This window comes from Wenyingzhuangia gracilariae (assembly GCF_056387575.1).
In genome coordinates this window covers 3,347,877-3,373,335 of sequence record NZ_CM150748.1, presented here as the reverse complement: position 1 = coordinate 3,373,335, position 25,459 = coordinate 3,347,877, and the positions used below count along the sequence as shown (strand labels likewise).

Annotated in this window: 18 protein-coding genes; 4 read left to right on the top strand and 14 right to left on the bottom strand. The window is 31.9% G+C overall.

Annotated features, from left to right (window positions below):
* The 6 genes from ACY2IJ_RS14735 to ACY2IJ_RS14710 form a co-directional block, all read right to left on the bottom strand.
* A complete protein-coding gene (locus tag ACY2IJ_RS14735; RefSeq protein ID WP_476725078.1) occupies positions 1-1,236 on the bottom strand; it encodes a TolC family protein in 1,236 nt (411 codons plus the stop codon).
* Positions 1,233-4,961, bottom strand: a complete 3,729-nt coding sequence (locus ACY2IJ_RS14730; RefSeq protein WP_476725077.1) for an efflux RND transporter permease subunit — start codon at positions 4,959-4,961, stop codon at positions 1,233-1,235. The genes ACY2IJ_RS14735 and ACY2IJ_RS14730 overlap by 4 nt, the downstream gene beginning before the upstream one ends.
* Before the next feature lie 109 nt (positions 4,962-5,070).
* Positions 5,071-5,490, bottom strand: coding sequence for an HYC_CC_PP family protein (locus ACY2IJ_RS14725; protein ID WP_476725076.1), 420 nt, complete (start codon positions 5,488-5,490; stop codon positions 5,071-5,073).
* 76 nt (positions 5,491-5,566) lie between these two features.
* Positions 5,567-7,219 carry an FAD-dependent oxidoreductase gene (locus ACY2IJ_RS14720; protein WP_476725075.1) on the bottom strand — a complete coding sequence of 551 codons (1,653 nt, stop codon included), beginning with the start codon at positions 7,217-7,219 and terminating at the stop codon, positions 5,567-5,569.
* A gap of 86 nt (positions 7,220-7,305) precedes the next feature.
* On the bottom strand, positions 7,306-7,908 hold the full coding sequence (locus tag ACY2IJ_RS14715; protein ID WP_476725074.1) for a M90 family metallopeptidase: 603 nt from the start codon (positions 7,906-7,908) through the stop codon (positions 7,306-7,308).
* Between the two features lie 240 nt (positions 7,909-8,148).
* Positions 8,149-9,168, bottom strand: a complete 1,020-nt coding sequence (locus ACY2IJ_RS14710; protein WP_476725073.1) for a glutamine synthetase beta-grasp domain-containing protein — start codon at positions 9,166-9,168, stop codon at positions 8,149-8,151.
* A gap of 292 nt (positions 9,169-9,460) precedes the next feature.
* On the opposite strand from ACY2IJ_RS14710, the gene ACY2IJ_RS14705 reads away from it, so the two are divergent.
* Positions 9,461-10,648 (top strand): AIR synthase related protein, encoded by a 1,188-nt coding sequence (locus tag ACY2IJ_RS14705; RefSeq protein WP_476725072.1) that lies wholly within the window; start codon positions 9,461-9,463, stop codon positions 10,646-10,648.
* Between the two features lie 69 nt (positions 10,649-10,717).
* Complete coding sequence (locus tag ACY2IJ_RS14700; RefSeq protein ID WP_476725071.1) at positions 10,718-11,134, top strand: hypothetical protein; 417 nt, start codon at positions 10,718-10,720, stop codon at positions 11,132-11,134.
* Here the strand turns inward: ACY2IJ_RS14700 and lpxK are convergent.
* Positions 11,129-12,148, bottom strand: coding sequence for a tetraacyldisaccharide 4'-kinase (lpxK, locus tag ACY2IJ_RS14695; RefSeq protein ID WP_476725070.1), 1,020 nt, complete (start codon positions 12,146-12,148; stop codon positions 11,129-11,131). The two genes, ACY2IJ_RS14700 and lpxK, sit on opposite strands and share 6 nt — an antisense overlap.
* 88 nt (positions 12,149-12,236) lie before the next feature.
* On the opposite strand from lpxK, the gene ACY2IJ_RS14690 reads away from it, so the two are divergent.
* A complete protein-coding gene (locus ACY2IJ_RS14690; RefSeq protein ID WP_476725069.1) occupies positions 12,237-13,331 on the top strand; it encodes a Nif3-like dinuclear metal center hexameric protein in 1,095 nt (364 codons plus the stop codon).
* Between the two features lie 5 nt (positions 13,332-13,336).
* Positions 13,337-14,110 (top strand): zinc ribbon domain-containing protein, encoded by a 774-nt coding sequence (locus ACY2IJ_RS14685; RefSeq protein ID WP_476725068.1) that lies wholly within the window; start codon positions 13,337-13,339, stop codon positions 14,108-14,110.
* A gap of 145 nt (positions 14,111-14,255) precedes the next feature.
* Here ACY2IJ_RS14685 and ACY2IJ_RS14680 read toward each other — a convergent pair whose 3' ends face one another.
* The 7 genes from ACY2IJ_RS14680 to ACY2IJ_RS14650 form a co-directional block, all read right to left on the bottom strand.
* Positions 14,256-14,447: a cold-shock protein gene (locus ACY2IJ_RS14680; RefSeq protein ID WP_476725067.1), complete on the bottom strand. Its 192-nt coding sequence runs from the start codon at positions 14,445-14,447 to the stop codon at positions 14,256-14,258.
* Between the two features lie 159 nt (positions 14,448-14,606).
* Positions 14,607-17,504: a translation initiation factor IF-2 gene (gene infB / locus ACY2IJ_RS14675; RefSeq protein WP_476725066.1), complete on the bottom strand. Its 2,898-nt coding sequence runs from the start codon at positions 17,502-17,504 to the stop codon at positions 14,607-14,609.
* A gap of 59 nt (positions 17,505-17,563) precedes the next feature.
* Positions 17,564-18,814: a transcription termination factor NusA gene (gene nusA / locus ACY2IJ_RS14670; RefSeq protein ID WP_476725065.1), complete on the bottom strand. Its 1,251-nt coding sequence runs from the start codon at positions 18,812-18,814 to the stop codon at positions 17,564-17,566.
* 9 nt (positions 18,815-18,823) lie between these two features.
* Positions 18,824-19,288: a ribosome assembly cofactor RimP gene (rimP, locus tag ACY2IJ_RS14665; RefSeq protein WP_476725064.1), complete on the bottom strand. Its 465-nt coding sequence runs from the start codon at positions 19,286-19,288 to the stop codon at positions 18,824-18,826.
* Positions 19,289-19,472: 184 nt separating this feature from the next.
* The gene (locus ACY2IJ_RS14660) at positions 19,473-21,035 is read right to left on the bottom strand and encodes a sulfatase family protein (protein WP_476725063.1); all 1,563 of its coding nucleotides are present in this window, start codon (positions 21,033-21,035) and stop codon (positions 19,473-19,475) included.
* Positions 21,036-21,158: 123 nt separating this feature from the next.
* Positions 21,159-23,042, bottom strand: a complete 1,884-nt coding sequence (locus ACY2IJ_RS14655; RefSeq protein WP_476725062.1) for an alpha-1,3-galactosidase-related protein — start codon at positions 23,040-23,042, stop codon at positions 21,159-21,161.
* A gap of 68 nt (positions 23,043-23,110) precedes the next feature.
* Positions 23,111-25,459: a glycoside hydrolase family 2 protein gene (locus tag ACY2IJ_RS14650; RefSeq protein ID WP_476725061.1), complete on the bottom strand. Its 2,349-nt coding sequence runs from the start codon at positions 25,457-25,459 to the stop codon at positions 23,111-23,113.

Genomic DNA, 25,459 nt, shown 5'->3' with positions numbered 1-25,459 from the left:
TTATAATGTTAAATAATTAATAATTGTAGTTTGTATATAATAGTCTTTTATAGCTTCTATTTGCTTTATTTTAAAATTAAGTTGTAACTCTTGAACCTCTAATAATTCGGTAAAATCAACCTTTGCTGTTTCATAACTTTTTATTAAAATTTTTAACGCATTGCTTGTTTGAATTACATTTTTAAGCTGTGTTTCATATTGAATCCTTGCCGACGTTCTTTCTGTAATTGATTTATTTAATAGTGTGTTTAAAGCATTGTATCGTTCTTGTTTTTCTAACAATACTTCTTGCTGATGCAGTTTGTTTTGTTTACTTTTTGATTTGTATTGTTTGGTAAATAAAGGAATAGAAGCAGAAACCATAGGCATAACAATATCTTTACCATTGTCTACAAAATTCATGTTAGGTCTTTTAACAACATTTACATAATCTATTCCCACACCTAATAAAGGTTTGCTTTGTTTGTTGTTTAGCAACTCTAATTCTTCTATAGACTTGTACATTTTATCATACTTTACTAATTCTGGATGCAGTTCTATTTTTTTTGATGCTTCATCAAACTCTACAGAAGGCATCATTAATGTATCTACAACAATTATTTCTTTATTGCTTTTTCTATTTAAAATGTTTTTTAATCTTATTTGTTCTGCTATGTAATGTTGATGTAAAATTTGCTTTCGTTCTTTTGCCTTGTTTAGCTGAACTTCTAAGCGAAGTACATCTACCACTGTAGATTGATTCGTTTCTACTTTAGACAAAAGCAGTTTTTTATAGGTTTTCAACAAACCTATATACTGCATTACTACTTTTTGTTGAGCTTTATTTTTATACAAATGATAATAAACTTGAGAAACCAAAACCATTAATTTTCTTTGGGCAATAGCTACTTCCTGATATCTTAGATTTGTTAAAGATGTTGCGTAATTTTTTCTTGCTGTTACACTACCAAACCACGGAAACATTTGCTTGGCAGATACTTTGTATTGTTGAGCACCTGTTCTTGTTTCTGGTTCGCTTATAAAATAGCCAACGCTAACATCTGTATTGGGTAAATAATCCACTTCATTTTCTTTTTCTGCCGTAATTTTATAGCTCAATTCTTGTTTTTTAATGTTAAGATTATTGACCAAAGCTTCTTGTATTATTACATCTAATTCCTGTGCACATAGGTTGGTAACCAAAAGCATACATATACAAAAAGGTATTTTTTTTATATTTTTTAATAGAAACATCATTTCCTTTTATTTTTTAAATTCAACTCAGCTTTCCAGCAATACAATACAGGTACTACAAACAAAGTAATTAAAGCAACTAACATTCCTCCAAAACTAGGAATAGCCATAGGAATCATAATGTCGCTACCACGTCCTGTTGATGTTAAAACTGGCAAAAGAGCTAAAATGGTAGTTGCAGTAGTCATTAAACAAGGTCTAATTCGTTTTTCACCAGCTTCTACAACTAAAGTTTTTACATCGTTGTTATTTTTAGGCTCATTTTTTTTAAATGTTTGTGTTAAATACGTAGCCATTACCACACCATCATCTGTTGCTATTCCAAAAAGCGCAATAAACCCAACCCATACAGCTACACTAAGGTTTATGGTATGTATTTGAAAGAGATCTCTTAAATTTTGTCCTAAAAAATGAACATTCAAAAACCAATCTTGCCCGTACAACCAAATCATTATAAAACCACCTGCAAAAGCAACGGCTATACCGCTAAAAACCATTAAAGATGTAGCCACAGAACGAAACTGAAAATACAGAATGAAAAAAATAATCCCTAAAGCCAAAGGCACTACAAACATTAATGTTTTTTCTGCTCTTATTTGATTTTCATAAGTTCCTGTAAATTGATAACTAACCCCTTTAAAAATTTTTAACATTCCTGATTCTATTTGTTGTTGCATATAATCTTGTGCGTTTTGAACCACAGCTCCTTCAGAAAACCCTTCTTCTTTATCAAACAAAACATAACTTACTAAAAAAGTATCTTCACTTTTAATTACCTGAGGTCCTTGTTCGTATTTAAGTGTGGCCAACTCACTTAACGGAACAGAAACTCCGTGCTTAATTGGTACATAAATATTTTTCAAATCAGTAGGATCCGATCTCATTTCCCTAGGGTAACGTACTCGTACACCATAACGCTCTCTTCCCTCTACTGTATATGTTAATATATTTCCTCCTACAGCTACTTTTAACAAATCTTGTACTTGTTGTATCCGAACTCCGTATCGTGCTATTTTTTCTCTATCTATTTCTATTAACACATAAGGTTTTCCTATTATTCTATCAGCAAACACAGCTTGTTGCTTAACTCCTTTTACTTGTTTTAACAAATTTTCTAATTCAACTCCTAAAGCTTCAATTTCTGACAAACTTTGTCCTTTAATTTTTATTCCCATAGGAGCTCTCATTCCTGTTTGCAACATAATTAATCGAGTTTCTATGGGTTGTAATTTAGGTGCCGATGTAATTCCTGGTAACTTTGTTGCATGTACAATTTCGTTCCATATATCATTAGGTGATGTTATTTGAGGTCTCCAATTTCTATAATATTCCCCTTTTTTATCAGGAATTAAATCGTTTGTATGAATATTAGACATTTTTGCCCCTTTTACGGTATTTGGATTCGCTACCATCTCTCCCGTTTTTAAGACAAATAAACCTTGTTTATTTACTTTGTATCGAACAGGTTTTCCTTTGCTGTTTACTTTGTATTCTGGTTTGTACTGAATAATGTTTTCGTACATAGATAAAGGGGCTGGATCTAAGGCAGATGACGTTCTTCCAGCTTTTCCTACAACAGTTTCTATTTCAGGAATATTTGCTACTGCCATGTCTAATTGCTGTAGCACTCTTTTGTTCTCTTCTACACCTGCATGAGGCATTGAAGTGGGCATTAACAAAAATGTTCCCTCATTTAAAGAAGGCATAAACTCTTTTTGGGTGTTTTTCATGATAAAGAAACCTAGAGTTACAATCACGACAGGCACTGTTAAAAACAATAGTTTATAATCTAAACACCACCTTAAAATACGTGTATAATAATACCTAAACACATATAATACTCCTAACAAAACAAAGCATATAGTCCCTACAAAAACAACATTTAAAAAATAATTTTTTGTAATGCCTAAAGGTTTCCAATACTCTGCCAATAAAAACACAATAGTTATTCCTGAAACAATAATATGTGTAAAACTTGTTTGTGGGTTTGTTATTTTATTTTTGGTATTTAAAAGATTAGCTGTTGCAAATACAACCAATGTTACTCCTAACCAAAAACCTTTTACTATACCAAATATTCCTATTAAAATTAAAAGAATATTCAGCAGGTATGTAACACTTAATTTCATCTTTTTTTTACGAAATAAAAACGCTGCAAAAGGAGGAATTAAAAACAAAGCAACAAGTATAGAAGCTAACAAAGCAAACGTTTTGGTATATGCTAAAGGTTTAAAAAGTTTTCCCTCTGCACCTATCATTGTAAATACCGGAATAAAGCTAACCACTGTTGTAAGTACTGCTGTTATTATTGCTCCAGACACTTCGGAAGTTGCATTGTAAACAATTTTATTGATTGTTTTTTTCTGCTTACCTATGTTCTTTTTTTCTTTTTCTTCGTTGAGATGTCTAATTATATTTTCTGATAAAATTACTCCAACATCTACCATAGTTCCAATGGCAATAGCTATTCCTGATAAAGCAACAATATTGGCATCTACCTTAAAAATTTTCATAGCTATAAACACCATAAGTACTGCTACAGGTAATAATCCTGAAATTAATACCGAAGCTTTTAAATTAAAAACCATAAAAACAATAACCAATACAGTAATTAAAATTTCTAAACCAAGCGCTTCATTTAAGGTGCCTAATGTTTCTTTTATCAAGTCTGTTCTATCATAAAAAGGAACTACTGTTAATTGAGAAGTTCTACCATCTGCCAATACTTTAGAAGGAAGCCCTTTGCTTAATTCCGATATTTTTTCTTTAACATTATTAATTACTTCCATAGGATTGGCTCCATACCTAGCAACAACCACACCTCCTACAACCTCTGCTCCTTCTTTATCAAGAATACCTCTTCGGGATGCAGGTCCAATGGACACTTTAGCAATATCTTTTATTCTAATTGCTTTGTAATTTTGTGAAGTAACCACTGCATTTTCTATGTCAGATATTGATTGAACATACCCTAGACCTCTCACCAAATATTCAACTCTATTAATTTCTAATGTTTGTGCTCCAATATCTTTGTTACTTTCTTTAACAGCTTTAACTACCTGAGACAAGTCTATTCCATATTGTCTCATTAATTCTGGTTGTACATCTATTTGATATTCTTGTACAAAACCTCCTATTGAAGCCACTTCGGAAACACCTCTTGCTCCGGATAATGCATATTTTACATAAAAATCTTGAATGCTTCGGAGTTCTTGTAAATCCCAGCCTCCTGTTACATGACCGTTTTGGTCACGTCCTTCTAATGTGTACCAGTATATTTGTCCCAATCCTGTAGCATCGGGGCCTAAGGTTGGGTGTACATTGTCTGGTAATAATTGATTGGGTAATGAATTTAGTTTTTCTAAAATTCGACTTCTACTCCAATAAAACTCTACATCTTCATCAAAAATGATATAAACTACAGAAACTCCAAACATTGAGGAACTTCTAATGGTTTTTACACCTGGCATTCCCAATAAAGACGTAGTTAAAGGGTAAGTAATTTGATCTTCTATATCTTGTGGCGAACGACCTTCCCAACGAGTAAAAACAATCTGCTGATTTTCTCCAATATCTGGAATTGCATCTACAGCTACAGAGTTGTTAGGCAACAACCCTATGTTCCAATTAAACGGAGAACTTATGATTCCCCATCCTATTAAAAACAATAGAAATAAAACGGCAACTAATTTGTTTTCTATTAAAAATTTTATAGCCTTATTTAACATTATTTTAGATTCTTAAACAATTAAAAATAGATGTAAAAACACCTCATACAATAACACATCCTTAAAAAAATAAATTCTTAGGATGAAAACTGTTTTTATTGTTTAAATATCAAATTAAATAAGACTCGTTTATTTTATAGAGTAACCGTGTTGCAGAACTAGAGGGTTCTGTATAACTGCTATTTACTTTTTTTGAAAAAGTAGGTAGTAAATAATGATAAGAGTTTAAAAAAGCAACTATAAATAATTGTTTTTCTAAAGATATATTAGTGATAGAAAGTTGCAGCTCTTCTTGCCCGTTAACAACAACTTGTTTTTCACTACAGCAATTGTTATAAACTTCTGCACATTTCTGTTTTTCTTGATGAGAAACTGTTTTTTCCATTCCACAAGATGTTACTTGTTTAAAAACAGCAGCATCCATTAACACATCGCCGCAATAATGCATATCTATAGCAAAAGACACCGTGGAGACAAACACCACAAATGCCATAAACAGGGACAATATTTTCTGGATTATTAGTTTCATTGTTACAAAAATACAAAAGATATTAAACTTTGTCTTACTAAAGTAAAAAAACTACTGTCAACTGTCAATCAACACTTTAATTTAACAAACTCCAAATTTTGTATCCACCTGACATATTTTTAATATTTGTAAACCCTTTTGATTTTAGTTGTAAAAAAGCTAAATATCCTCTCATTCCTTTAGCACAATACACAATGGTTTCTTTTTGTTGATCAAAAGCAGTAAAATCAAAAGTTCTAATTTCATCTAATGGAATGTTGATACTTCTCTGAATTTTACCATTTTCTGCAATTTCTAAAGCTGTTCTTACATCTATTAACTGATAACGATCTTTAGACAAATGTTCTATTTTTAATTGTAAATCTTCTGCCGAAATTTCTTTATACCCATCATTTAAAGCATTAGAACTAACAAAACCAGCAACAACAACCGGATCTTTTGCCGGAGAAAATGGAGGTGCATAAGCCAAATCTAAGTTGGTTAAATCTTGTATTGTTAGCCCTGCATATATAGCCGTACTCATCACATCAATTCTTTTATCTACTCCATGTTCTCCATAAGCTTCGCATCCTAATATTTTGCCTGTATTAGAATCGTAATAAGTTTCTATTATTAAATCTTTTTGATTTGGAAAATATCCTGGTGTAGCTCCTGTAATAATTAAATTGGTTTTAAAATCTATTTTATTTTTAATTAAATAATCCAAAGACATACCTGTTCTTCCTAATACGTTTTCAAAAACCTGAACAATGGCTGTTTTGTAACCTCCTTTAAAAGTTTGATTTCCTCCTGCTGCATTTGCTCCTGCTGTTCTTCCTCCTTTGTTAGAATGTGTTCCTAAAGGCAAATAATCATGTTCATTGGTTTGTGTATTTTTAATACTTGCACAATCTCCAGCTGCATAAATATCTGGTAAAGATGTTTCCATTTTTTCGTTTACCTTTAAAGCTCCATTTTTTATATGATCTGCTCCTTTAGCAACTAACAAATCGGTATTGGGTTTAATACCCACACTCATAATTAAAAAGTCTGTAGCAACGTTTTTTAACGGAGTTACTATTTCTGTTATAACTCCCTCTTTTACCATTACCTGCTTAACAAACGTATTGGTAATTACCTCTACTCCATGAGCTTCTAAAGTGTTTTGAGCAAACTTTCTAAATTTAGAACTCCACATAGGCAACACTCCACTTCCTCCTTCTATAAGAGTTACTTTTTTACCTAACTCAATCAAATTTTCTACAACCTCTACACCAATCAAACCTGCCCCCATAATGGTAATATGTTCAGCTTCATCAATCGCTCCTTTTTTCATGATTTTATCAAAATCTTCCAAAGTTCTACAAGGAGACCAATTGAGAGCTCTTTCTAAATTGGTAATTTTAGGAACTACGGTTTTAGCTCCGGTAGTAAAAATTAATTTATCGTAGCTATAAGTAGCTTTTGTAGTCACTATTTTATGCGCATCAGGTAAAATATCAATCACTTCCTCTTCTAAATGTACGTCAATATTAAATCTATCTCTAAGCAAGTCAGCCTCTACCACTAATAATTTTTCTCTGGTTTTAATAACCCCAGACAAGGCATAAGGAATCCCACAAGTAGCATAACTAATGTTTCTACACTTTTCAAACATTTTTATGTTGGCATTCTCGTTTTGTCTTCTTGCTTTTGCTGCTGCAGATGGTCCTGCAGACAAGCCACCTATTACAATAATATCTAATTTCATTTTCTATAGTTTTCTTATGACAAATCTAATCGCCAAAAGAAAAGTACACAGTAACAAAAGTCACATAAAAGACCAAATAGTATTTATTATTGTTTTTGATGAAAACACAATTCCATCATTTTATACAAATCAGGATGCTTTCGTTTTAAAAGATCTGGTCGCTCAAAAAAATATTCTGCAGCAACGGCAAAAAATTCTTGTTGATTTGTACCTCCATAAGCGCGTATATCTGACTGGTCTTTATTGATAATTTCCATCTCCTTATGAATTAAATCTAACCAAGGAAGTGCATAACTATTCGATAAAAGTATACTTGGAACTCCATCTATACTTCCATCTAACATATCTATCAAATGAACAAATTCGTGTATTCCTGTATTGTTCTTATCTGTTCTATTTTTAAAACCATAATGTAATGCCTTTCTAGATAATATCATTTGGTTTTTAAACCTTCCTGTACCCACTAAACCTCCAATATTCCTATTTTCTTTTATGTAATTTAAATCTTTGTCAAAATAATCTGGGTACAATAAAACAGTTGTTAAATTGTAATATTTCCATTCTTTAAAATAAAAAACAGGAATTATAGCACTAGCAGCCACCAATGCAATGTCTAAATCTTCTAATTGAAAACCGACTGCTTCTATATAGGTTTCTTTTAAAAAAACATGTATTCTTTCTCTGAACAATTTTTTTCAGGATCTGAGGTTAACTTTTGATAAAACAGCACATTTGCTAACAACAAACCATGTAAGTCTTTAGGTATTTTTCTGTTTTTATTAGATTTTGAAGTTCTATAACTATAGATACCCCAACTTAAAACAAATGCAATTATTAAAAATAAAATCATAAGCTAAAACTACTCATTTATATCCATAAAAAAAGCCCTGCAACTTTGCAGGGCTTTATAAATTTTATAGTGCTTATTATTAGCAAACAGTTTTAACTGTTTTAATAATACGTGCAGCAATTTTGTATGGGTCTCCGTTAGAAGCAGGACGACGATCTTCTAACCATCCTTTGTATCCTTTTTCTACAGCGATAATTGGAATACGGATAGATGCTCCTCTATCTGAAACTCCCCAAGAGAAATCAGTAATCGCAGCAGTTTCGTGTTTACCAGTTAAACGTTGATCGTTAAACTCTCCATATACTTCAATGTGTTCTTTTACGAAAGGACGGAAAGCCTCACAAATTTCAGCATATTTTTCTTTAGAACCACACTCTCTTAACACAGAGTTAGAGAAGTTTGCGTGCATACCAGAACCATTCCAGTCCATATCTTTACCTAATGGTTTTGGGTGATACTCAATGTACATTCCACGACCTTCTGTTAAACGGTCTAATAAGTAACGAGCAATCCAAATTTCATCTCCAGCTTTTTTAGCTCCTTTTGCAAACAATTGGAATTCCCATTGTCCAGAAGCAACCTCTTGGTTAATTCCTTCAAAGTTCAATCCAGCTTCAATACATAAATCAGCGTGCTCTTCAACTAAATCACGTCCGTGAGTATTTTTTCCACCTACTGAACAGTAGTACATACCTTGTGGTTTAGGGTATCCTCCTCTTGGGAATCCTAAAGGTAATTCAGTTTCAGTATCCATGATAAAGTATTCTTGCTCAAATCCAAACCAGAAATCATCATTATCATCATCTATAGTAGCACGTCCGTTAGACTCGTGTGGAGTTCCATCAGCGTTGTAAACTTCTGTCATTACCAACCATCCGTTAATTCTTGCAGGATCTGGGTAAATTGCTACTGGCTTTAAAATACAGTCAGAAGAACCACCTTCTGCTTGTAACGTAGATGAACCATCAAAAGACCAATCTCCTAATTCTTCTAAAGTTCCTTGAAAATTTTCGTGTTCTTCAACCTTAGTTTTACTTCTTAAGTTTTGAGTTGGATAGTATCCATCTAACCAGATGTACTCTAATTTAATTTTAGCCATAATAAAATATTATATTTAATAAAAGTTTCTTTTTATCTTAACGAAAGCAAATATAAAATAATTATTCGAACAGCCAATCGAAATACTACGTATTTTTACGTAGTATTTCGATTTTTCACTAATTCGTAAAAAAACATATATTAAATTATCAATACCCAAACATTAATCTAGTGTTAATCCCATAAAACAAACTGACTTTTAACAGTTTTAAACCTTATTGCTTTTTATTAGGGCTGATAAAAATCAAATAACTAAATTTGCACCACCATTAAAATACCTTAATTTATAATTTATGAGTTCTGAAGTAAGTAAAAGATATAGCCAACGTGGAGTATCCGCTTCTAAAGAAGATGTTCACAATGCAATAAAAAATGTTGACAAAGGCTTGTTTCCGAAAGCATTTTGCAAAATTGTTCCTGATTATTTAACAAACGATAAGGATTATTGTTTGATTATGCACGCAGATGGTGCTGGAACAAAATCTTCTTTGGCCTATATGTACTGGAAAGAAACGGGTGATGCATCTGTTTGGAAAGGAATTGCACAAGATGCTTTAATTATGAATATTGATGATTTGCTATGTGTAGGAGCTACCGATAACATTATGCTATCATCTACTATAGGTAGAAATAAAAATTTAATTCCTGGAGAAGTAATTTCTGAAATTATTAACGGAACGGAAGAGTTATTAGCTGAATTAAAAGAATTTGGAGTAACCATTCATTCTACAGGAGGTGAAACTGCTGATGTTGGAGATTTGGTAAGAACTATTATTGTAGACTCAACTGTTACTGCTAGAATGAAACGCAGCGATGTTGTAAACAATGCAAACATTCAGCCTGGTGATGTTATTGTAGGACTAGAATCTTTTGGTCAGGCTACTTATGAAAAAGGTTACAATGGAGGAATGGGATCTAACGGATTGACTTCTGCAAGACACGATGTTTTCCATAAATATTTAGCAGAAAAATATCCTGAAAGTTTTGATGCAGCTGTACCAGATGAATTGGTGTATTCTGGAAACACAAAATTAACAGATACTGTAGAAGGTTCTCCTATTGATGCTGGTAAATTGGTACTATCGCCAACAAGAACGTACGCTCCAATTATTAAAGCTATTTTAGCTAAATATACACCACAAGAAGTACACGGAATGGTACACTGTTCTGGAGGAGCTCAAACAAAAATTTTACATTTTGTAGAAAACCTACATATTGTAAAAGACAACATGTTTGATGTACCACCATTATTTAAATTGATTCAAGAAAATTCTGGTACAGATTGGAAAGAAATGTATCAAGTATTTAACATGGGGCACAGAATGGAAATATATGTTCCTGCTGAAATTGCAGAAGATATTATTGCCATTTCAAAATCTTTTAATGTAGATGCTAAAATTATTGGTCGTGTAGAAGCTCCTAAAACAGAAGGAACTAAATCTTTAGAGATTTCTAGTGAATTTGGAGTTTTTAACTACTAAAAAACTTATACAATATTAAAAAGCTATCTATAAATTTATAGATAGCTTTTTTTATGAAATTACTTTATTATGAAACCAGAAATAGAAAACTACATCAACAATACCCTTAGTAAAATTGCCATATTGGATGAGCCTAATGTTGCTTTTGAACAAGTTGAAATTTTAGAATACAGAACACATTACGAAAACGGTTCTATTTTTACGCATCAAAATGGTGATAATTATGCACTAGCGATACTAAATGCGATTACAGAAGAAAGCTCTTTTAACGTTTCTAAATTCATAAAAAAGACTAAAAACCTTAGTATTAAGAACATACAAGATGAATTAGAAAATCATTACTTAAAATGTTACATAGCTGGTACTTCTAGTGAATATGCTAAATGGAAAAGTGGAGATTTAGGAACCGCTTTTTTACAAGTAGATGAAGACAAAAAAACAATTACTCCTTGTTTTATCAATTTAACAGCAAAAGAAAGATCATAACCCTTTCACAAAATTTAGAATCTGCAGATCAAAGCTTGATTTATGATTTAGGAAACAAGTTTCAATAGGCAAATAATACAATTCAGAAATTTGGTTTTCTAAACGGACATAGTCCTTTTCTGTTGTTATTATTTTACTGTGTTTTGCTTTTTCTTTAATAATTGTTAATTCCTCTTTGGTAAAATGATGATGATCTGGAAAGTTTAAGTGCTCAAAAGCAGCTCCCAAACTTTCTAAATAAGCTACCAAAGGCTTAGGTTTGGCAATTCCTGTAATTAAGACTAGCCTATTTTCAATCAATTGATTCAAAGCAATTTCTTTAAAACCTAAAACATTAGCTCCATAACCAATTTTAGTAAAATAAACTTGCTGATGCATAGTCGGACAAATCCTTTTTACAATTTTAGTTTGCTCTTTTTCTGATAAATCCTCTGGGCACTTAGTTACCACAATACAATTGGCTCTTTTTTTACCCCACCATAATTCACGTAAATTCCCTGTAGGCATCATAAAATCATTGTAAAATAAGCTATCGTAAGAACTTAATAAAATTTGAAAACCTGCTTTAATTTTTCTATGTTGATAAGCATCGTCCAACAAAACAACATCAGTATTGGGTTGTAACGTTCTTAGTTGTTTCACTCCTTCTACCCTATTTCCATCAACTGCTACATGTATTTTATCAAATTTTTGATGGTATTGAAAAGGCTCATCACCCAAATCTAATACGGTCGATTTTGAATTTCCTAACACAAAACCTTTACTTTTTCTTTTATAACCTCTACTTAAAACAGCTACCGAATAATTATTTTGCAACAAACGAATTAAATATTCTATTTGAGGGGTTTTACCTGTTCCCCCTACACTTAAATTTCCCACTGTTATTAACGGAATGTCAAATTTGGTAGAAGATAACCATTCATAATCATACAACAGGTTTCTAACAGATACAATAATTCCATAAAGCACCGACAAAGGGAACAGAAATATTCTTAAAATTGGAATCAAGCGCATGGTTTTATTTAGAAATGAATAGTGCATTCAAAACTAAAACAATTCCGTTCTACAAACAACAAATAGAACAAAATCTGTATTTTTGAGTATGAAAATTAAAGACATTACAAACTATATAGAAGAAATAGCTCCTTTAGCATATGCAGAGGATTTTGACAATGTTGGTCTTTTGGTTGGAAATTATGCATCAGAAGTCACAGGAGTATTGGTTACATTAGACACACTTGAAGAAACTGTGGATCAAGCCATTCAAGAAAACTGTAACCTAATTGTTAGCTTTCATCCCATTATTTTTGCAGGGTTAAAAAAATTTAACGGTTCTAATTATGTAGAACGTGTGGTTATAAAAGCCATTAAAAACGACATTGCGATTTATGCAACACACACTGCACTAGACAACTCTTTTAATGGTGTTAGTGCCAAAATGTGTGATGTACTGAATCTTAAAAACAAAAAAGTTTTAATCCCTCAAAAAGGAACTATAAAAAAATTAGTAACCTTTGCTCCTACCAAAGATGCAAATCAAGTTAGAGAAGCTCTTTACAAAGCAGGTGCAGGAAACATAGGGAACTATAGCAACTGTAGTTTTAATACAGAAGGTATTGGTACTTTTAAAGGAAATGATAATTCTAATCCTGTAATTGGAAAAAAAGGAGTTTTACAACAAGAACAAGAAACACAAATAGGAATTACTTTTTCTAAACACTTAGAAAGTAAAATTCTTGCTGCGTTGATGAAAGCACACCCTTACGAAGAAGTTGCTTACGAGATTACTACTTTAGAAAATAAAAATCAACATATTGGAATAGGTATGATTGGAGAACTAGAGCACCCAATGAATACTTCTGATTTTTTAAATTATGTAAAATTAAACATGAAAACAGAATGCATAAGACATTCTAAACCACTTACTAAAAACATACAAAAAATTGCTGTATTAGGAGGTTCTGGTAGTTTTGGTATTGGTGCTGCGTTGGCTAATGGGGCAGATGCTTATATAACTGCTGATTTTAAATATCATGAATTTTATAAGGCAGAAGGAAAACTCTTAATTACAGATATTGGACATTATGAAAGTGAACAGTTTACAAAAAACTTATTAGTTGATTATCTTAAAGAAAAATTTCGTAATTTTGCAATCATTTTATCGAATAAAAGTACAAACCCAATATATTACTCATAGTTATTATGGCAGTTAAACAAGAAGTATCTGTAGAAGACAAGTTAAGAGCTTTATATAATTTACAATTAATTGACTCTAGAATTGACGAAATCAAAAGCGTTCAAGGAGAGTTACCTTTAGAAATAGAAGATTTAGAAAGTGAAATTAGTGGGTTAACTACTCGTATTGAAAAACTAAATCAAGATGTAGCTAATTTTCAAACAGAAATAGCTAACAGAAAAATCAGCATCGAGGAGTCTAGAGAGTTGGTAAAAAAGTATACAGAACAACAAAAATCTGTTCGTAACAATCGTGAGTTTGATTCTTTAACTAAAGAAGCTGAATTTCAAGAATTAGAAATTGAATTGGCAGAAAAAAGAATTAAAGAAGCGTATGCTAAAATTGAGCAAAAAAACGAAGTAATTGCTAGAACTACCGATAAATTAAATGCTCAACAATCACATTTGGATCATAAAAAATCTGAATTGGATGAAATTTTAAAAGAAACGGAAAACGAGCAAAACGAATTGAAAGCACTTTCTGATAAAATGTCAGAAAAAATAGACAATCATTTGTTAGTTGCTTACAACAGAATTAGAAGTAATGTAAAAAACGGTTTGGCTGTAGTTGCTATTGAAAGAGGTGCTGCTGGTGGTTCTTACTTTACGATCCCTCCGCAAGTTCAAATAGAAATTGCTAGTCGTAAAAAAATAACTGTTGATGAATATTCTGGACGTATTTTAGTAGATGCAGCATTAGCTGAAGAAGAAAGAGAAAAATTAGCTTCTATTTTAAAATAAACAACTAGTTTATAACCCTACAAAAAAACTCTTTAAACTAAGTAAGTTTAAAGAGTTTTTTATTTTATAAAGTAAAGGTTATTATATAAAAAAACCTCATATTCATAAAAGAATATGAGGTTTAATTTTGTAAAAAGAAATAATATTATAGAGCTCTAACCTCTACTGCGTTTAAACCTTTTCTACCTTCTTTTAGATCGAATTCAACTTCATCTCCTTCACGAACTTCATCGATTAAACCAGAGATGTGTACGAAATAATCTTGTTTTGTTTCATTATCTATAATAAATCCAAAACCTTTTGATTCATTAAAGAATTTTACTGTACCTTTTTTCACTTTTAATTGTAATAAATATTTAATAAAGAACAAACATAGTGTTTAATAAATAAAATACACAATGAATTTATATTAAATTTATTATCAATATGTTAAGTAGACCAAAAAGCTCATCTATATAGATGAGCTTTTTGGATTTTTTTAGAACTTTATTTTTAATTATAGTTTCTTTTTTACTTCTACAATTTCGTATGATTCTATCACATCACCAATGGCAATATCGTTGTAGTTTTTAATCTGAACACCACAATCATATCCTTTAGTCACTTCTTTTACATCATCCTTAAATCGTTTCAAGGCAGCTAGTTCTCCATCATGTACAACTATACCATCTCTTACAATTCTAATTTTAGAATTTCTAGTAATCTTACCTTGTACAACCATACATCCTGCAATATTACCAACTTTAGAAATTTTATAAACTTCTCTAATTTCTACATTACCTAACAATTCTTCTTTAGTGTCTGGAGATAACATACCTTCCATCGCATCTTTTAAATCGTTAATTGCATCGTAAATAATAGAATATGTTCTAATGTCTACTTCTTCTGTATCGGCTACTGTTCTAGCATTTCCTGCTGGTCTTACGTTAAATCCAACAATAATTGCATCTGAAGCAGAGGCTAACAACACATCAGATTCTGTAATAGCTCCTACACCTTTGTGTAAAATATTTACTTGAATTTCTTCTGTTGATAATTTTTGGAAAGAATCTGTTAATGCTTCAACAGAACCATCTACGTCTCCTTTTAATATTATATTTAACTCTTTAAAGTCTCCTAAAGCAATACGACGACCTATTTCGTCTAATGTTAAGGTCTTTTGTGTTCTTACAGATTGTTCTCTTTGTAGTTGTGAACGCTTAGAAGCTATTTGTTTTGCTTCTCTTTCATCTTCAAACACGTTAAACTTATCACCTGCTTGTGGTGCACCATCTAATCCTAAAATAGATACCGGTGTTGATGGCGGAGCAACTTCTACGTTCCTTCCTCTTTCATCAAACATAGCTCTTACTTTACCTGAGTGCTTACCAGCCAAAATATAATCTCCAATTTTTAAAGAACCGGCTTGTACCATAATGGTAGAAACATATCCACGTCCTTTGTCTAATTGAGCTTCTACAACTGTACCTAAAGCTGGTTTGTTTGGATTTGCTCTTAATTCTAAAATTTCAGATTCTAAAACTACTTTTTCTAACAATTCCTCTACCCCCTGACCAGATTTTGCTGATATTTCTTGACATTGGTATTTTCCTCCCCAATCTTCAACAAGCATATCCATACTTGCTAATTGTTGTTTTACGTTGTCTGGGTTGGCTGTTGGTTTGTCTATTTTGTTTAATGCAAATACAATTGGCACTCCTGCTGCTTGTGCATGACTAATTGCTTCTTTTGTTTGAGGCATTACATCATCATCGGCTGCAATTACAATAATAACTAAATCTGTTACCTGAGCTCCACGTGCACGCATTGCTGTAAAGGCCTCGTGTCCTGGTGTATCTAAAAAGGCTATTTTTTGACCTGTAGCAATTTTAACTGAATACGCACCAATATGTTGAGTAATTCCTCCAGATTCTCCTGCAATTACATTGGCTTCACGAATATAATCTAGTAAAGATGTTTTACCATGATCTACGTGTCCCATAATTGTTACAATAGGGGCTCTTTCTTCTAAATCTTCTTCCTTGTCTTCAACTTCTACAACAGATTCTTCTACTTCTGCACCTACAAACTCAACCTCGTAATTAAACTCTTCTGCAACTATTTTAATAGTTTCAGCATCTAAACGTTGGTTCATGGTTACCATCATTCCCAACATCATACATGCAGAAATAATTTCAGTAACAGATACATCCATCATTGTAGCAACTTCACTAACAGTAACAAATTCTGTTACCTTTAATACTTTGCTTTCAGCTGCTTCTTGTGCTTGTGCATCTTCTGTTTGCTGACGGTGTAAATCACGTTTTTCTCTACGGTATTTAGCACCTTTATTCTTTTTGGATTTTCCTTGTAATCTTTCTAGAGTTTCACGTACTTGTTTTTGTACTTCTTCATCTGTAGGTTCTTCTTTGGTTACTGGTGCAGAATTAAATCTACCACCTCTGTTTCCTGGACCTCTTCTGTTTCCTCCTTGTTGATTTCCTCTATTGTTATTTCCAGGTCCTCCTTGTCTGTTGTTTGGATTTGGAGTACCTCCTCCTGGTTTTACAATTCTTTTTCTTTTCTTTCTAGCATCTGCATTGTTATTTGCATTTGCTTTAGGATCTGGTTTCTTTTTCTTAGGTCTTTCAAATTGCTTTAAATCAATTTTTGCTCCTGTTAACTTAGGTCCTGTTAATTTTTGATATTGAGTCTTTAAAGCTTCTGGTTCTCCTCCTTCTTCTGGAGATTTTCCTTCGTTACCTTTTACTTCTACTTTCTCAACTTTAGGAGTTTCCTTTTTAACCTCTGGTTTTACATTAGCAATTTCTTGCTTTTTGTCTTCCTTAGGAGTTTCTACTCTTTTAGGCTCTTCTTTTACCACAGACTTTGGCTTCTGCTCAGGAACTGGAGCCGATTTTACAATTTTTAAACCTCCTAATTTAGGTGCACTTGCTTTTATAACTTGAGGTTCCTTTGGTTTTGATTCCTCAGAAATGTTCTCTTCTTTTTTAACAGGTGCTTCTTGTTTTGGTGGAGTTGGAGTTGCTTTAGCTTCTTCTTTAGGTTTATCTAAATCTATTTTACCAACAGTTTTAACCTCTAACTTTTCAGCTTTTGCTTTTAAAATTCTATTTCTTTCCTCCTCTTCTTTACGTTTCTTTTCTTCTTGAGCCAAACGCAACTCTTCTTTTTCTTTACGCTTTTCTTCACCTACCTCTACAGAAACGGCTTTCTTTTGCGCATCAGTTTGAAAACCATCTAACAAGATTTGATATTCTTGATTAGAGATTTTAGCCGTAGGACGTGCTTCAATTTCATAGCCTTTGGCCGAAAGATGCTCTACCGCTCTATCTAACGATATGTTTAATTCTCGTAAAACTTTGTTAAGCCTTAATGTTTTGCTTACAGACATATATACTTTTTACTATTTTTTATTTAAGAAGATGTTTTGAAATACGGCTACTGACTACCTTATTTATCAAATTCTTCTTTTAATATACGTTGAACCTCAATAATTGTTTCTTCTTCTAAATCGGTTCTGCTCACTAATTCAGCCACATCTTTGTCTATCACACTTTTTGCAGTGTCTAAACCAATGCTTTTGAATTCGTCAATAATCCATGCTTCTATTTCGTCAGAAAACTCTGTTAATTCTACATCTTCATCGTCTTCTGCTCCTTCTCTTAATACATCAATTTCGTATCCGGTTAATTGGGTTGCTAACCTAATATTTACACCATTTCTACCAATTGCTTTTGATACTTCTTCAGGTTTTAAATACACCTCAGCTCTAGCTTTGGTATCTCCTTCTGCCTCAAAGATATCCATTTTTACAACTTTAGCAGGGCTTAAGGCTCTAGAAATGTATAATTGTGTGTTTTTGGTATAATTCACCACATCAATGTTTTCATTTCCTAATTCACGTACAATTCCGTGAATTCTAGATCCTTTAATACCTACACAGGCTCCTACAGGATCAATTCTATCGTCATAAGAATCTACAGCTATTTTTGCTTTTTCTCCAGGAATACGTGCAACACCTTCTATAGTGATTAAACCATCGAACACTTCTGGTATTTCTTGTTCAAATAATTTTCTTAAGAATTCTGGAGAAGTTCTAGACAATATAATCACAGGTTTGTTACCTCTTAATTCTACTGTTTTGATAATTCCTCTTACAGAATCTCCTTTTCTAAAGAAGTCAGATCGAATTTGTTCACTTTTAGGCAATACAATTTCGTTTCCTTCATCATCTAACAATATAATCGCATTGTGCTTAATGTGATGTACTTCTGCAGAATACATGTCTCCTTCTAGCTCTTTAAACTTTTTGTATAAGTTTGTGCTATCGTGTTCATATATTTTAGAAATTAAATTTTGACGTAATGCTAAAATAGCTCTTCGTCCTAACTGATGTAATTTAATTTCTTCTGAAACTTCTTCTCCAACCTCAAAATCAGGTTCAATTTTTCTAGCTTCAGCCAATTCAATTTCTTCGTTATCATCTTCTGAAAATCCATCTTCTACAACCACACGGTTACGCCATATTTCTAAATCCCCTTTATCTGGATTTACAATAATATCAAAATTATCATCAGAACCATATTTTCTCTTTAAAGCAGCTCTAAAAACTTCTTCTAAGATAGACATTAACATTACACGATCAATATTCTTATCGTCTTTAAATTCTGAAAATGAATTGATTAAATCTATATTCTCCATTTAAATATTTTAACTAAATAATATTTTAACTTTTGTTTCTTTTATATCGTTGTACGCAAGAGTTGCTGTTTTGTCTACAGTTACTTTTCCTTTACCTACTGGTTTTGGTTCTCTTGTTTTCCAAGTTAACACTATGTTTTCTGTATTAACCTCTGCTAAAGTACCTTCGTATTTTTCTTCTGCTGTAGTTACATTCACAATTCTACCAATGTTTTTAACATATTGTCTTTTCATAACAATAGGCTTGGCAATATCTGGTGTAGCTACTTCTATACTGTAATCTTCTTCTTCTCTGTCTAAATCTGCTTCTACAAATCGGCTTACTCGTATACACTCTTTTAAAGGAACTCCATTGTCACCATCAATTGTTACCAAAATTTTGTTATCGGCTCCAATTGTTAAGTCAACCAAAAACAAAGAAGTATTTTCTTCTAATGCTTTATAAACTAATTCCTCTACCTTTTTTTTATCCATATATATGTATAAAAAGTGGGGCATTAATGCCCCACTAATCCTTTTCAATTATTCCATCGCAAATATACGAGTTTTTTCTTGATATACAAGAATATAGTCTCCTCTATTTTAAAACAAAACAAACCTACTAAGCTATTGTACTTAGTAGGTTTGTTTTATGTCTTGTTTTAAAATTAATTTACAACTATTTTAATTCTAATTTTTTAGTATTTGAGTAGTTTTTTCCTCTGATGGCCTCAAAACTAGCAATCATATCTTTTAAAACTTCTGGTTTAGATGCAGCAAGGTTGTTATTTTGTCCTAAATCTTCCTTTACATTAAATAACTGAAAATCATCCCCATTTCCCAATTCTATGTTTACTTGCTCTAGTACTTTTGGTCCTTTATATGGTGGTATTAAAATCCAATCTCCTTTTCTTAAAGCTGTTCTTGTATTTGCTTCTATGATTAATTCTTCTCTTCCTTGATTGTTTTTTCCTAAAAGCACATTTAATAAATCTTGACTATCTGTAGTTTTTTCTTCAGTTCCCACTAAAGTTGCTAAAGATGCTAATAAATCCATTTGACAAACCAAAGCATCTGATACTTTAGGCTGAATGTGTCCTTTCCAATATGTAATAAAAGGAACTCTAGTACCAGCTTCGTACAAACTATATTTTCCTCCTCTTAATCCTCCTTTAGGATCGTGTTTATCTAGAGTTTCATCTGCTCCGTCATTGTACCCATCATTTAATACCGGTCCGTTATCACTTGACAATACAATAAGTGTGTTTTCTAAAAGTCCTTCTTCTTCTAACGACTTTACAAATTCACCTATTACCCAGTCTGCTTCTAAAATAACGTCTCCTCTTGGCCCTAATCCTGATTTTCCTACAAAACGAGGATGTGGTGTTCTTGGTACGTGTGGTTGTTGCATTGCGTAGTATAAAAAGAACGGATTGTTTTTGTGTTCCTTTATATAAGCTTTAGCTTTTGCTAAGAAATGGTCCGCCATATCTTCATCTTTCCATTTAGCAGCTTCTCCACCTTTCATATATCCAATACGTGGAATTCCGTTTACAATACTGCTATTATGTCCATGATGCCACATCATTTTTAACAATTCTGGATTGTCTTTACCAGTTGGCTGTCCTTCAAAGTTTTCTTTATAATTAACTTCTATTGGGTCGTTAGGATCTAAACCAACTACATCTCCATTTTCTATATAAACTGTTGGAACTCTATCTTGAGTTGCTGCCATAATATAAGAAGACTCAAAACCAACTTCATTTGGTCCTGGTGAAATGTGTTTGTTCCAATCTGTATGTCCATTTCCTAACCCTAAGTGCCATTTCCCTACAATTCCTGTATCATATCCTTGAGATTTGAACATTTTAGGCAGTGTTTGCTGAGTTGTAGATATTAACAAAGGTGCTGTTCCTGGTAAAATTCTAGCATCTTTGTTTTTCCATGGATACACTCCTGTTAGCAATGCATATCTACTTGGAGTACAAGTTGCCGATGATGCATATCCGTTTGTAAACTTTACTCCTTCATTAGCCAATTTATCTATATTGGGAGTTGTTATTCCTTTAGCTCCATATGCACTTACATCTCCATACCCTAAATCATCTAAGTAAATTACAACGACATTAGGTTTTACTTTTGCTGTTTCTTTTTTTTCTTTATCTCCTTTAGACTTACAAGAGATGGTACTACCTATAGCTATTAAAGCCAAACTAGATAATATGATTTTTTTTATATTCATTATATAGATCTTAAAAATATTTTGATTACGAATTTAGCAAAATACTAAGTACTTTAATAAATTTTAACCTATAGTTTAAAGGAAAAGCTATTATTTGTCACTTTAGCACTTAGTCCTTTTTGTTTATTTGAACTTTAAATTAGACATTGATGCATCTTTTTTTAGAATTACATCTGCCTTTCCTTTGTATTTATTTTTCTTAAAAACAATATTACTAGATGTTTTAACTGTTATTACAGGATTTTCTGGATGTAACATTGGAAATGTTCCTGAGTTTGTAATTGTATTTTTAGAAAAAATAAGTCCTTTTGTATTTGCGACTTCTAATATTAAATTATCAAACTGATTGAACGTGTTTTTGGTAATTGTAATGTTTTTAAAAGCTATATTTTCATTATCATCATCGGTAACAAAACGAATTACACCTCTATTTTGTCCACTATGAGTACAATCTTGAAACACGTTGTTCTCTATAAGTATATTGGCTCCGTTTCCAGACTCATACCAATGTCCGCTTTCTACAGGAATTAGAATAGCTTCCATTTCTGTACTAAAAAAGTTATTTCTTACAACAGTGTTTACAGGGTTAGATATTAACAACCCTCTTGCTCTGTTATTACTTATATTACAATTCTCTACTAATAAATCTGGATAACCATCTAAATTCTCTATCAAATCTCCATGCTGTACATCTTTAGGTAAAGCTTCATTAAACGTAATAATTTGATATCTTCCGTTGATATATTGAATGCTTTTTATAGTTAATTTATGATATGGATAAAATGAGTTTGACAATCTTACCAAACCTATAACATCACCTTTTTTACCTATTTGAAAACCTTGTTGTTGTGAATGTCCCATTCGAACTCCTAATCTATTCTCATCTAAAACATCTACAATTTTTTGATAAGTTCCATGTACATTCATAGCATCATCTAACTGATTTTGAAATGTTGAATTTCTTAAAACTACCTTTCCTCTACATCCAACAAAATGTGTGGCATCTGCTGTTGCAGAAACCATTCTTCCACGTGAAGGGGTAATGTTAAAATTATCTAAAATTAAATCTGATGAATTTTCTGCTATAATTCCCATACCTCCGGCATGATGTATATTTACATTGGTTCCGTTAAACCCATCTGTATGGGTTACTCTAAAAGCTGGTGCCAATCTATTTACAGATTGATCTCCTTTTGATGTTAATACCATTCCTACAGGAGGTAATTTTCTTCTATGATTATATACTCTTACTATACCTGGTTTTATCTCTTTAACAACTAAATTATCTTCTCTCCCTAAATCTTTAAAAAATTTTCCTCTAATATCTACTTCATATTTATAGTTTATTGTTTCTACGTTTCTAGATATTTTATTTTTTTTAGAAGTTGACAAACCTGTATACTTTTCTGTATCAAACATTATTGCTTTTCTTTTTGGATCATACATAATAGCTTGTCCTAAAGTATGCTCATAATATTCTTTAACAAAATACAATTGATTATTTCTTATTTCATAAGGGTAATCTTTAGAAATAGCCATATCAAACGTTTTATTTTTTTTATCTACAGCTACAATAGTTGCCTCACTATGAAATGGTATTTCCCAATCTACAGATACGTTTTTAATGGTAATATCTTTAGATCCATCTATTAAAAAAGGAATCATTTTTCCATGAAATATAAATGTAGATCCCTGACCGTCTACAGTTAAATTTTTAAAATCAAAAATTGGAAAAGCGGTTCTAACCATCACATCATCATGATTGGATATGTGACAAAATTTCTCCAATCCTTTTTCTGAATAAAAATGATAAATCCCTTTTTCAAACTTTAACTCACTAGCTTGTTGTTTATCTAAACTCAAGACTTTTTGCAATACGGCTGGTGTTGCATCATCTGCAATATCTGTCTTAAATAAATATGTATTGTTTGGAGTTGCTGCAAACAAACTCGTCATAGAAAATAAGGCCAACATTAAAAGCCTTTTAAGTGTTTTATCTTTTTTCATTTTTTAACTATTTAAGTACTGTACCAACAATCATTTATTCTTATACAGTACGGCTCAATTCTTTATTATTAATTTACTTTAAACGTTTCTTTTTTAACAAAAACACCCGATATAGCTTCTATTTCCATTGGTTCTGATTTATCTCCTATTCTTACAACTGCTGTAGCAATTCCCGCTTCTGCATTTATTTCTCCAATGTTTACCAAACGAGCATCTCCATGAATTGTAAAAGCTACTTTCTCAGAATAATTAGGTACAATGGTTCCATTTTTATCTACAGCTGCTGCATATACAAAAACAACATCTTGAACTCCTGCTTGTGGTTCTTTTCCAGAAACATCTAACCATACTTTTAACCCAACTGGTTCACCTGGTGTGGTTACTGTAGTTTCTTTTACTGGTTTTCCGTTTTTATACCCTACAGCTTTTAATGTACCTGGCACAAATTTCTTTAAATTAAAAGTGAATGGTGGATGTTGTAATAATGTTGAATTTTTATCCGTATCTGGTGTTTGTTTTGCTATTAATTTATTGTTTAAATACAAGCCAACTTCATCAAAATTGCTATACACTTTTACGTTTAAAGGCGATTTTTCATTCCAATAAGAAGCTATTTTTAAAACTTCTCCTTCAGAAATATCTTGCTGACTTTGATAGAAATAATACGCAAGTTTTGGAAGTCTAAAAACATCCATAATTCCAGACCTTTCAATATCGTTATGGTATCCTCTATTATAATCATACATTACCCAATAGCTATCAGAATATGCTTTGGTGCTTAAATTATCGTTGTGGGCTTCTTGAACATTGTATGCTTGTCTTAACATTCTCTCTTCTCCAAAACTACGTGCTTGACGACTACTAAACTCATCTCGTAAATCATTTGGCAATTGATCTTGATTCAATCCTGCATTTTTTGAATAATACTCCCAGTCTCCGTATTCTGAAACAGAATAAGGTTGATTTTCTTTTAAAGGATGAGGATGCATAATTCTGTGCTGACGTGCTTGTAAATAAATATCATACACATCATCCATCCATCCACAAGAATACACGTTTTTACCTGGGTATTCTGCATGTACAATACTGTGTAACTTTTCCATAAAAAAGATAGGCATTTTGGTTTCGTTTAAGGATACTTCCCATGCCAATACACAAGGATGATTACGGTCTCTGCGTATCAATTGCGTTGCAGATGTATAGCAATAGTTTCTAAAAGCATCATTATCTCCATAATATTGCCACCCCATAATAGCATCTATTACTACAATTCCTAATTCATTACACGCTTGCATAAAAGCAGGTGATTGTGGATAGTGAGACAAACGGATGTAATTACAACCCGCTTCTTTTATTTTTTTGGCATCTCTATATTGTGCGTTATCAGACAAAGCATAACCTACAAAAGGATATTCTTGATGACGATTCATTCCTCTTAAAAACGTTTTTACTCCGTTTATATATAATTGATCGTTTTTAAACACAAATTCTCTAATTCCAATTTGATTGACAACCTTATCTACAACTTCTCCGTTTTGTACCACCTTAGTTTCTAAGGTATACAAATTAGGTTCCGATGGAGACCACAGTTTTGCGTTTTGAACAACAATACGAACTTCATCATCTATATTTTTCCCTGTAGAAATAGATTGATCTGATGTTTGTTCTGCAATTACTTTTCCATTAGATAAAATTGTATTAACTACTTGAACCATAACATCCTCTTCTGCTTGATTAACAATGTTTGTTTTTACACTAACAACAGATTCTGATTCTGAAACCTTTGGATAGGTTACAAAAACACCTCCTCCGGCAACTTTATTTGCAAGTGCTGCATGAGAAATATGGACCTTGTTTTTAACAAGCATCCAAGCATTTCTATACAAACCTCCAAACATGTTAAAATCTAATCTTTTTAAAGGCTTAGGTCCAGTTACCAAGTTGTCTGTATTATCTAACCTTACGGCTATCAAATTTTCTTCTCCTTTGGTAACATAATCGGTAACATCTAATACCACAGGCAAATATCCTCCTTGATGTTCTGCTACAAATTTTCCATTAACATAATATTTAGAATAATTCATAGCTCCTTCAAACTCCAAATAAACCTTTTTACTTTTTTCCATATGAGGAACCTCTAGTTTTTTTCTATACCAACAGATCCCCTGCCATTGATTATTTACTACTAAAGGCTCTATATTAGAGGTATGTGGCAAGGAAACTTGAGTCCAATCTTCATCAGAATAACTGAACGTTTCCCAACCTTTATCTATTTGATTCTTGTTTGTTAAACGTTTAAATTTCCAACCAGAATTAATGCTTGTTTTTTCTTGTATGCTTTCTTTTTGTTGACATGATTGTAACAAACCTATAGCAATACCTAAAACAGCTACAACACATTTATTCTTAAAATTCAT

Excerpts from the sequence above, each read along its gene's own strand:
- rimP (WP_476725064.1), bottom strand. The coding sequence starts at position 19,288 with ATGGATAAAAAAAAGGTAGAGGAATTAGTTTATAAAGCATTAGAAGAA.
- ACY2IJ_RS14655 (WP_476725062.1), bottom strand. The coding sequence starts at position 23,042 with ATGAAAAAAGATAAAACACTTAAAAGGCTTTTAATGTTGGCCTTATTT.
- ACY2IJ_RS14710 (WP_476725073.1), bottom strand. The coding sequence starts at position 9,168 with ATGGCTAAAATTAAATTAGAGTACATCTGGTTAGATGGATACTATCCA.
- infB (WP_476725066.1), bottom strand. The coding sequence starts at position 17,504 with ATGTCTGTAAGCAAAACATTAAGGCTTAACAAAGTTTTACGAGAATTA.
- nusA (WP_476725065.1), bottom strand. The coding sequence starts at position 18,814 with ATGGAGAATATAGATTTAATCAATTCATTTTCAGAATTTAAAGACGAT.
- ACY2IJ_RS14730 (WP_476725077.1), bottom strand. The coding sequence starts at position 4,961 with ATGTTAAATAAGGCTATAAAATTTTTAATAGAAAACAAATTAGTTGCC.
- ACY2IJ_RS14650 (WP_476725061.1), bottom strand. The coding sequence starts at position 25,459 with ATGAATTTTAAGAATAAATGTGTTGTAGCTGTTTTAGGTATTGCTATA.
- ACY2IJ_RS14720 (WP_476725075.1), bottom strand. The coding sequence starts at position 7,219 with ATGAAATTAGATATTATTGTAATAGGTGGCTTGTCTGCAGGACCATCT.
- ACY2IJ_RS14725 (WP_476725076.1), bottom strand. The coding sequence starts at position 5,490 with ATGAAACTAATAATCCAGAAAATATTGTCCCTGTTTATGGCATTTGTG.
- ACY2IJ_RS14690 (WP_476725069.1), top strand. The coding sequence starts at position 12,237 with ATGAAAATTAAAGACATTACAAACTATATAGAAGAAATAGCTCCTTTA.
- ACY2IJ_RS14735 (WP_476725078.1), bottom strand. The coding sequence starts at position 1,236 with ATGATGTTTCTATTAAAAAATATAAAAAAAATACCTTTTTGTATATGT.
- ACY2IJ_RS14685 (WP_476725068.1), top strand. The coding sequence starts at position 13,337 with ATGGCAGTTAAACAAGAAGTATCTGTAGAAGACAAGTTAAGAGCTTTA.
- ACY2IJ_RS14705 (WP_476725072.1), top strand. The coding sequence starts at position 9,461 with ATGAGTTCTGAAGTAAGTAAAAGATATAGCCAACGTGGAGTATCCGCT.
- ACY2IJ_RS14660 (WP_476725063.1), bottom strand. The coding sequence starts at position 21,035 with ATGAATATAAAAAAAATCATATTATCTAGTTTGGCTTTAATAGCTATA.
- lpxK (WP_476725070.1), bottom strand. The coding sequence starts at position 12,148 with ATGCGCTTGATTCCAATTTTAAGAATATTTCTGTTCCCTTTGTCGGTG.
- ACY2IJ_RS14700 (WP_476725071.1), top strand. The coding sequence starts at position 10,718 with ATGAAACCAGAAATAGAAAACTACATCAACAATACCCTTAGTAAAATT.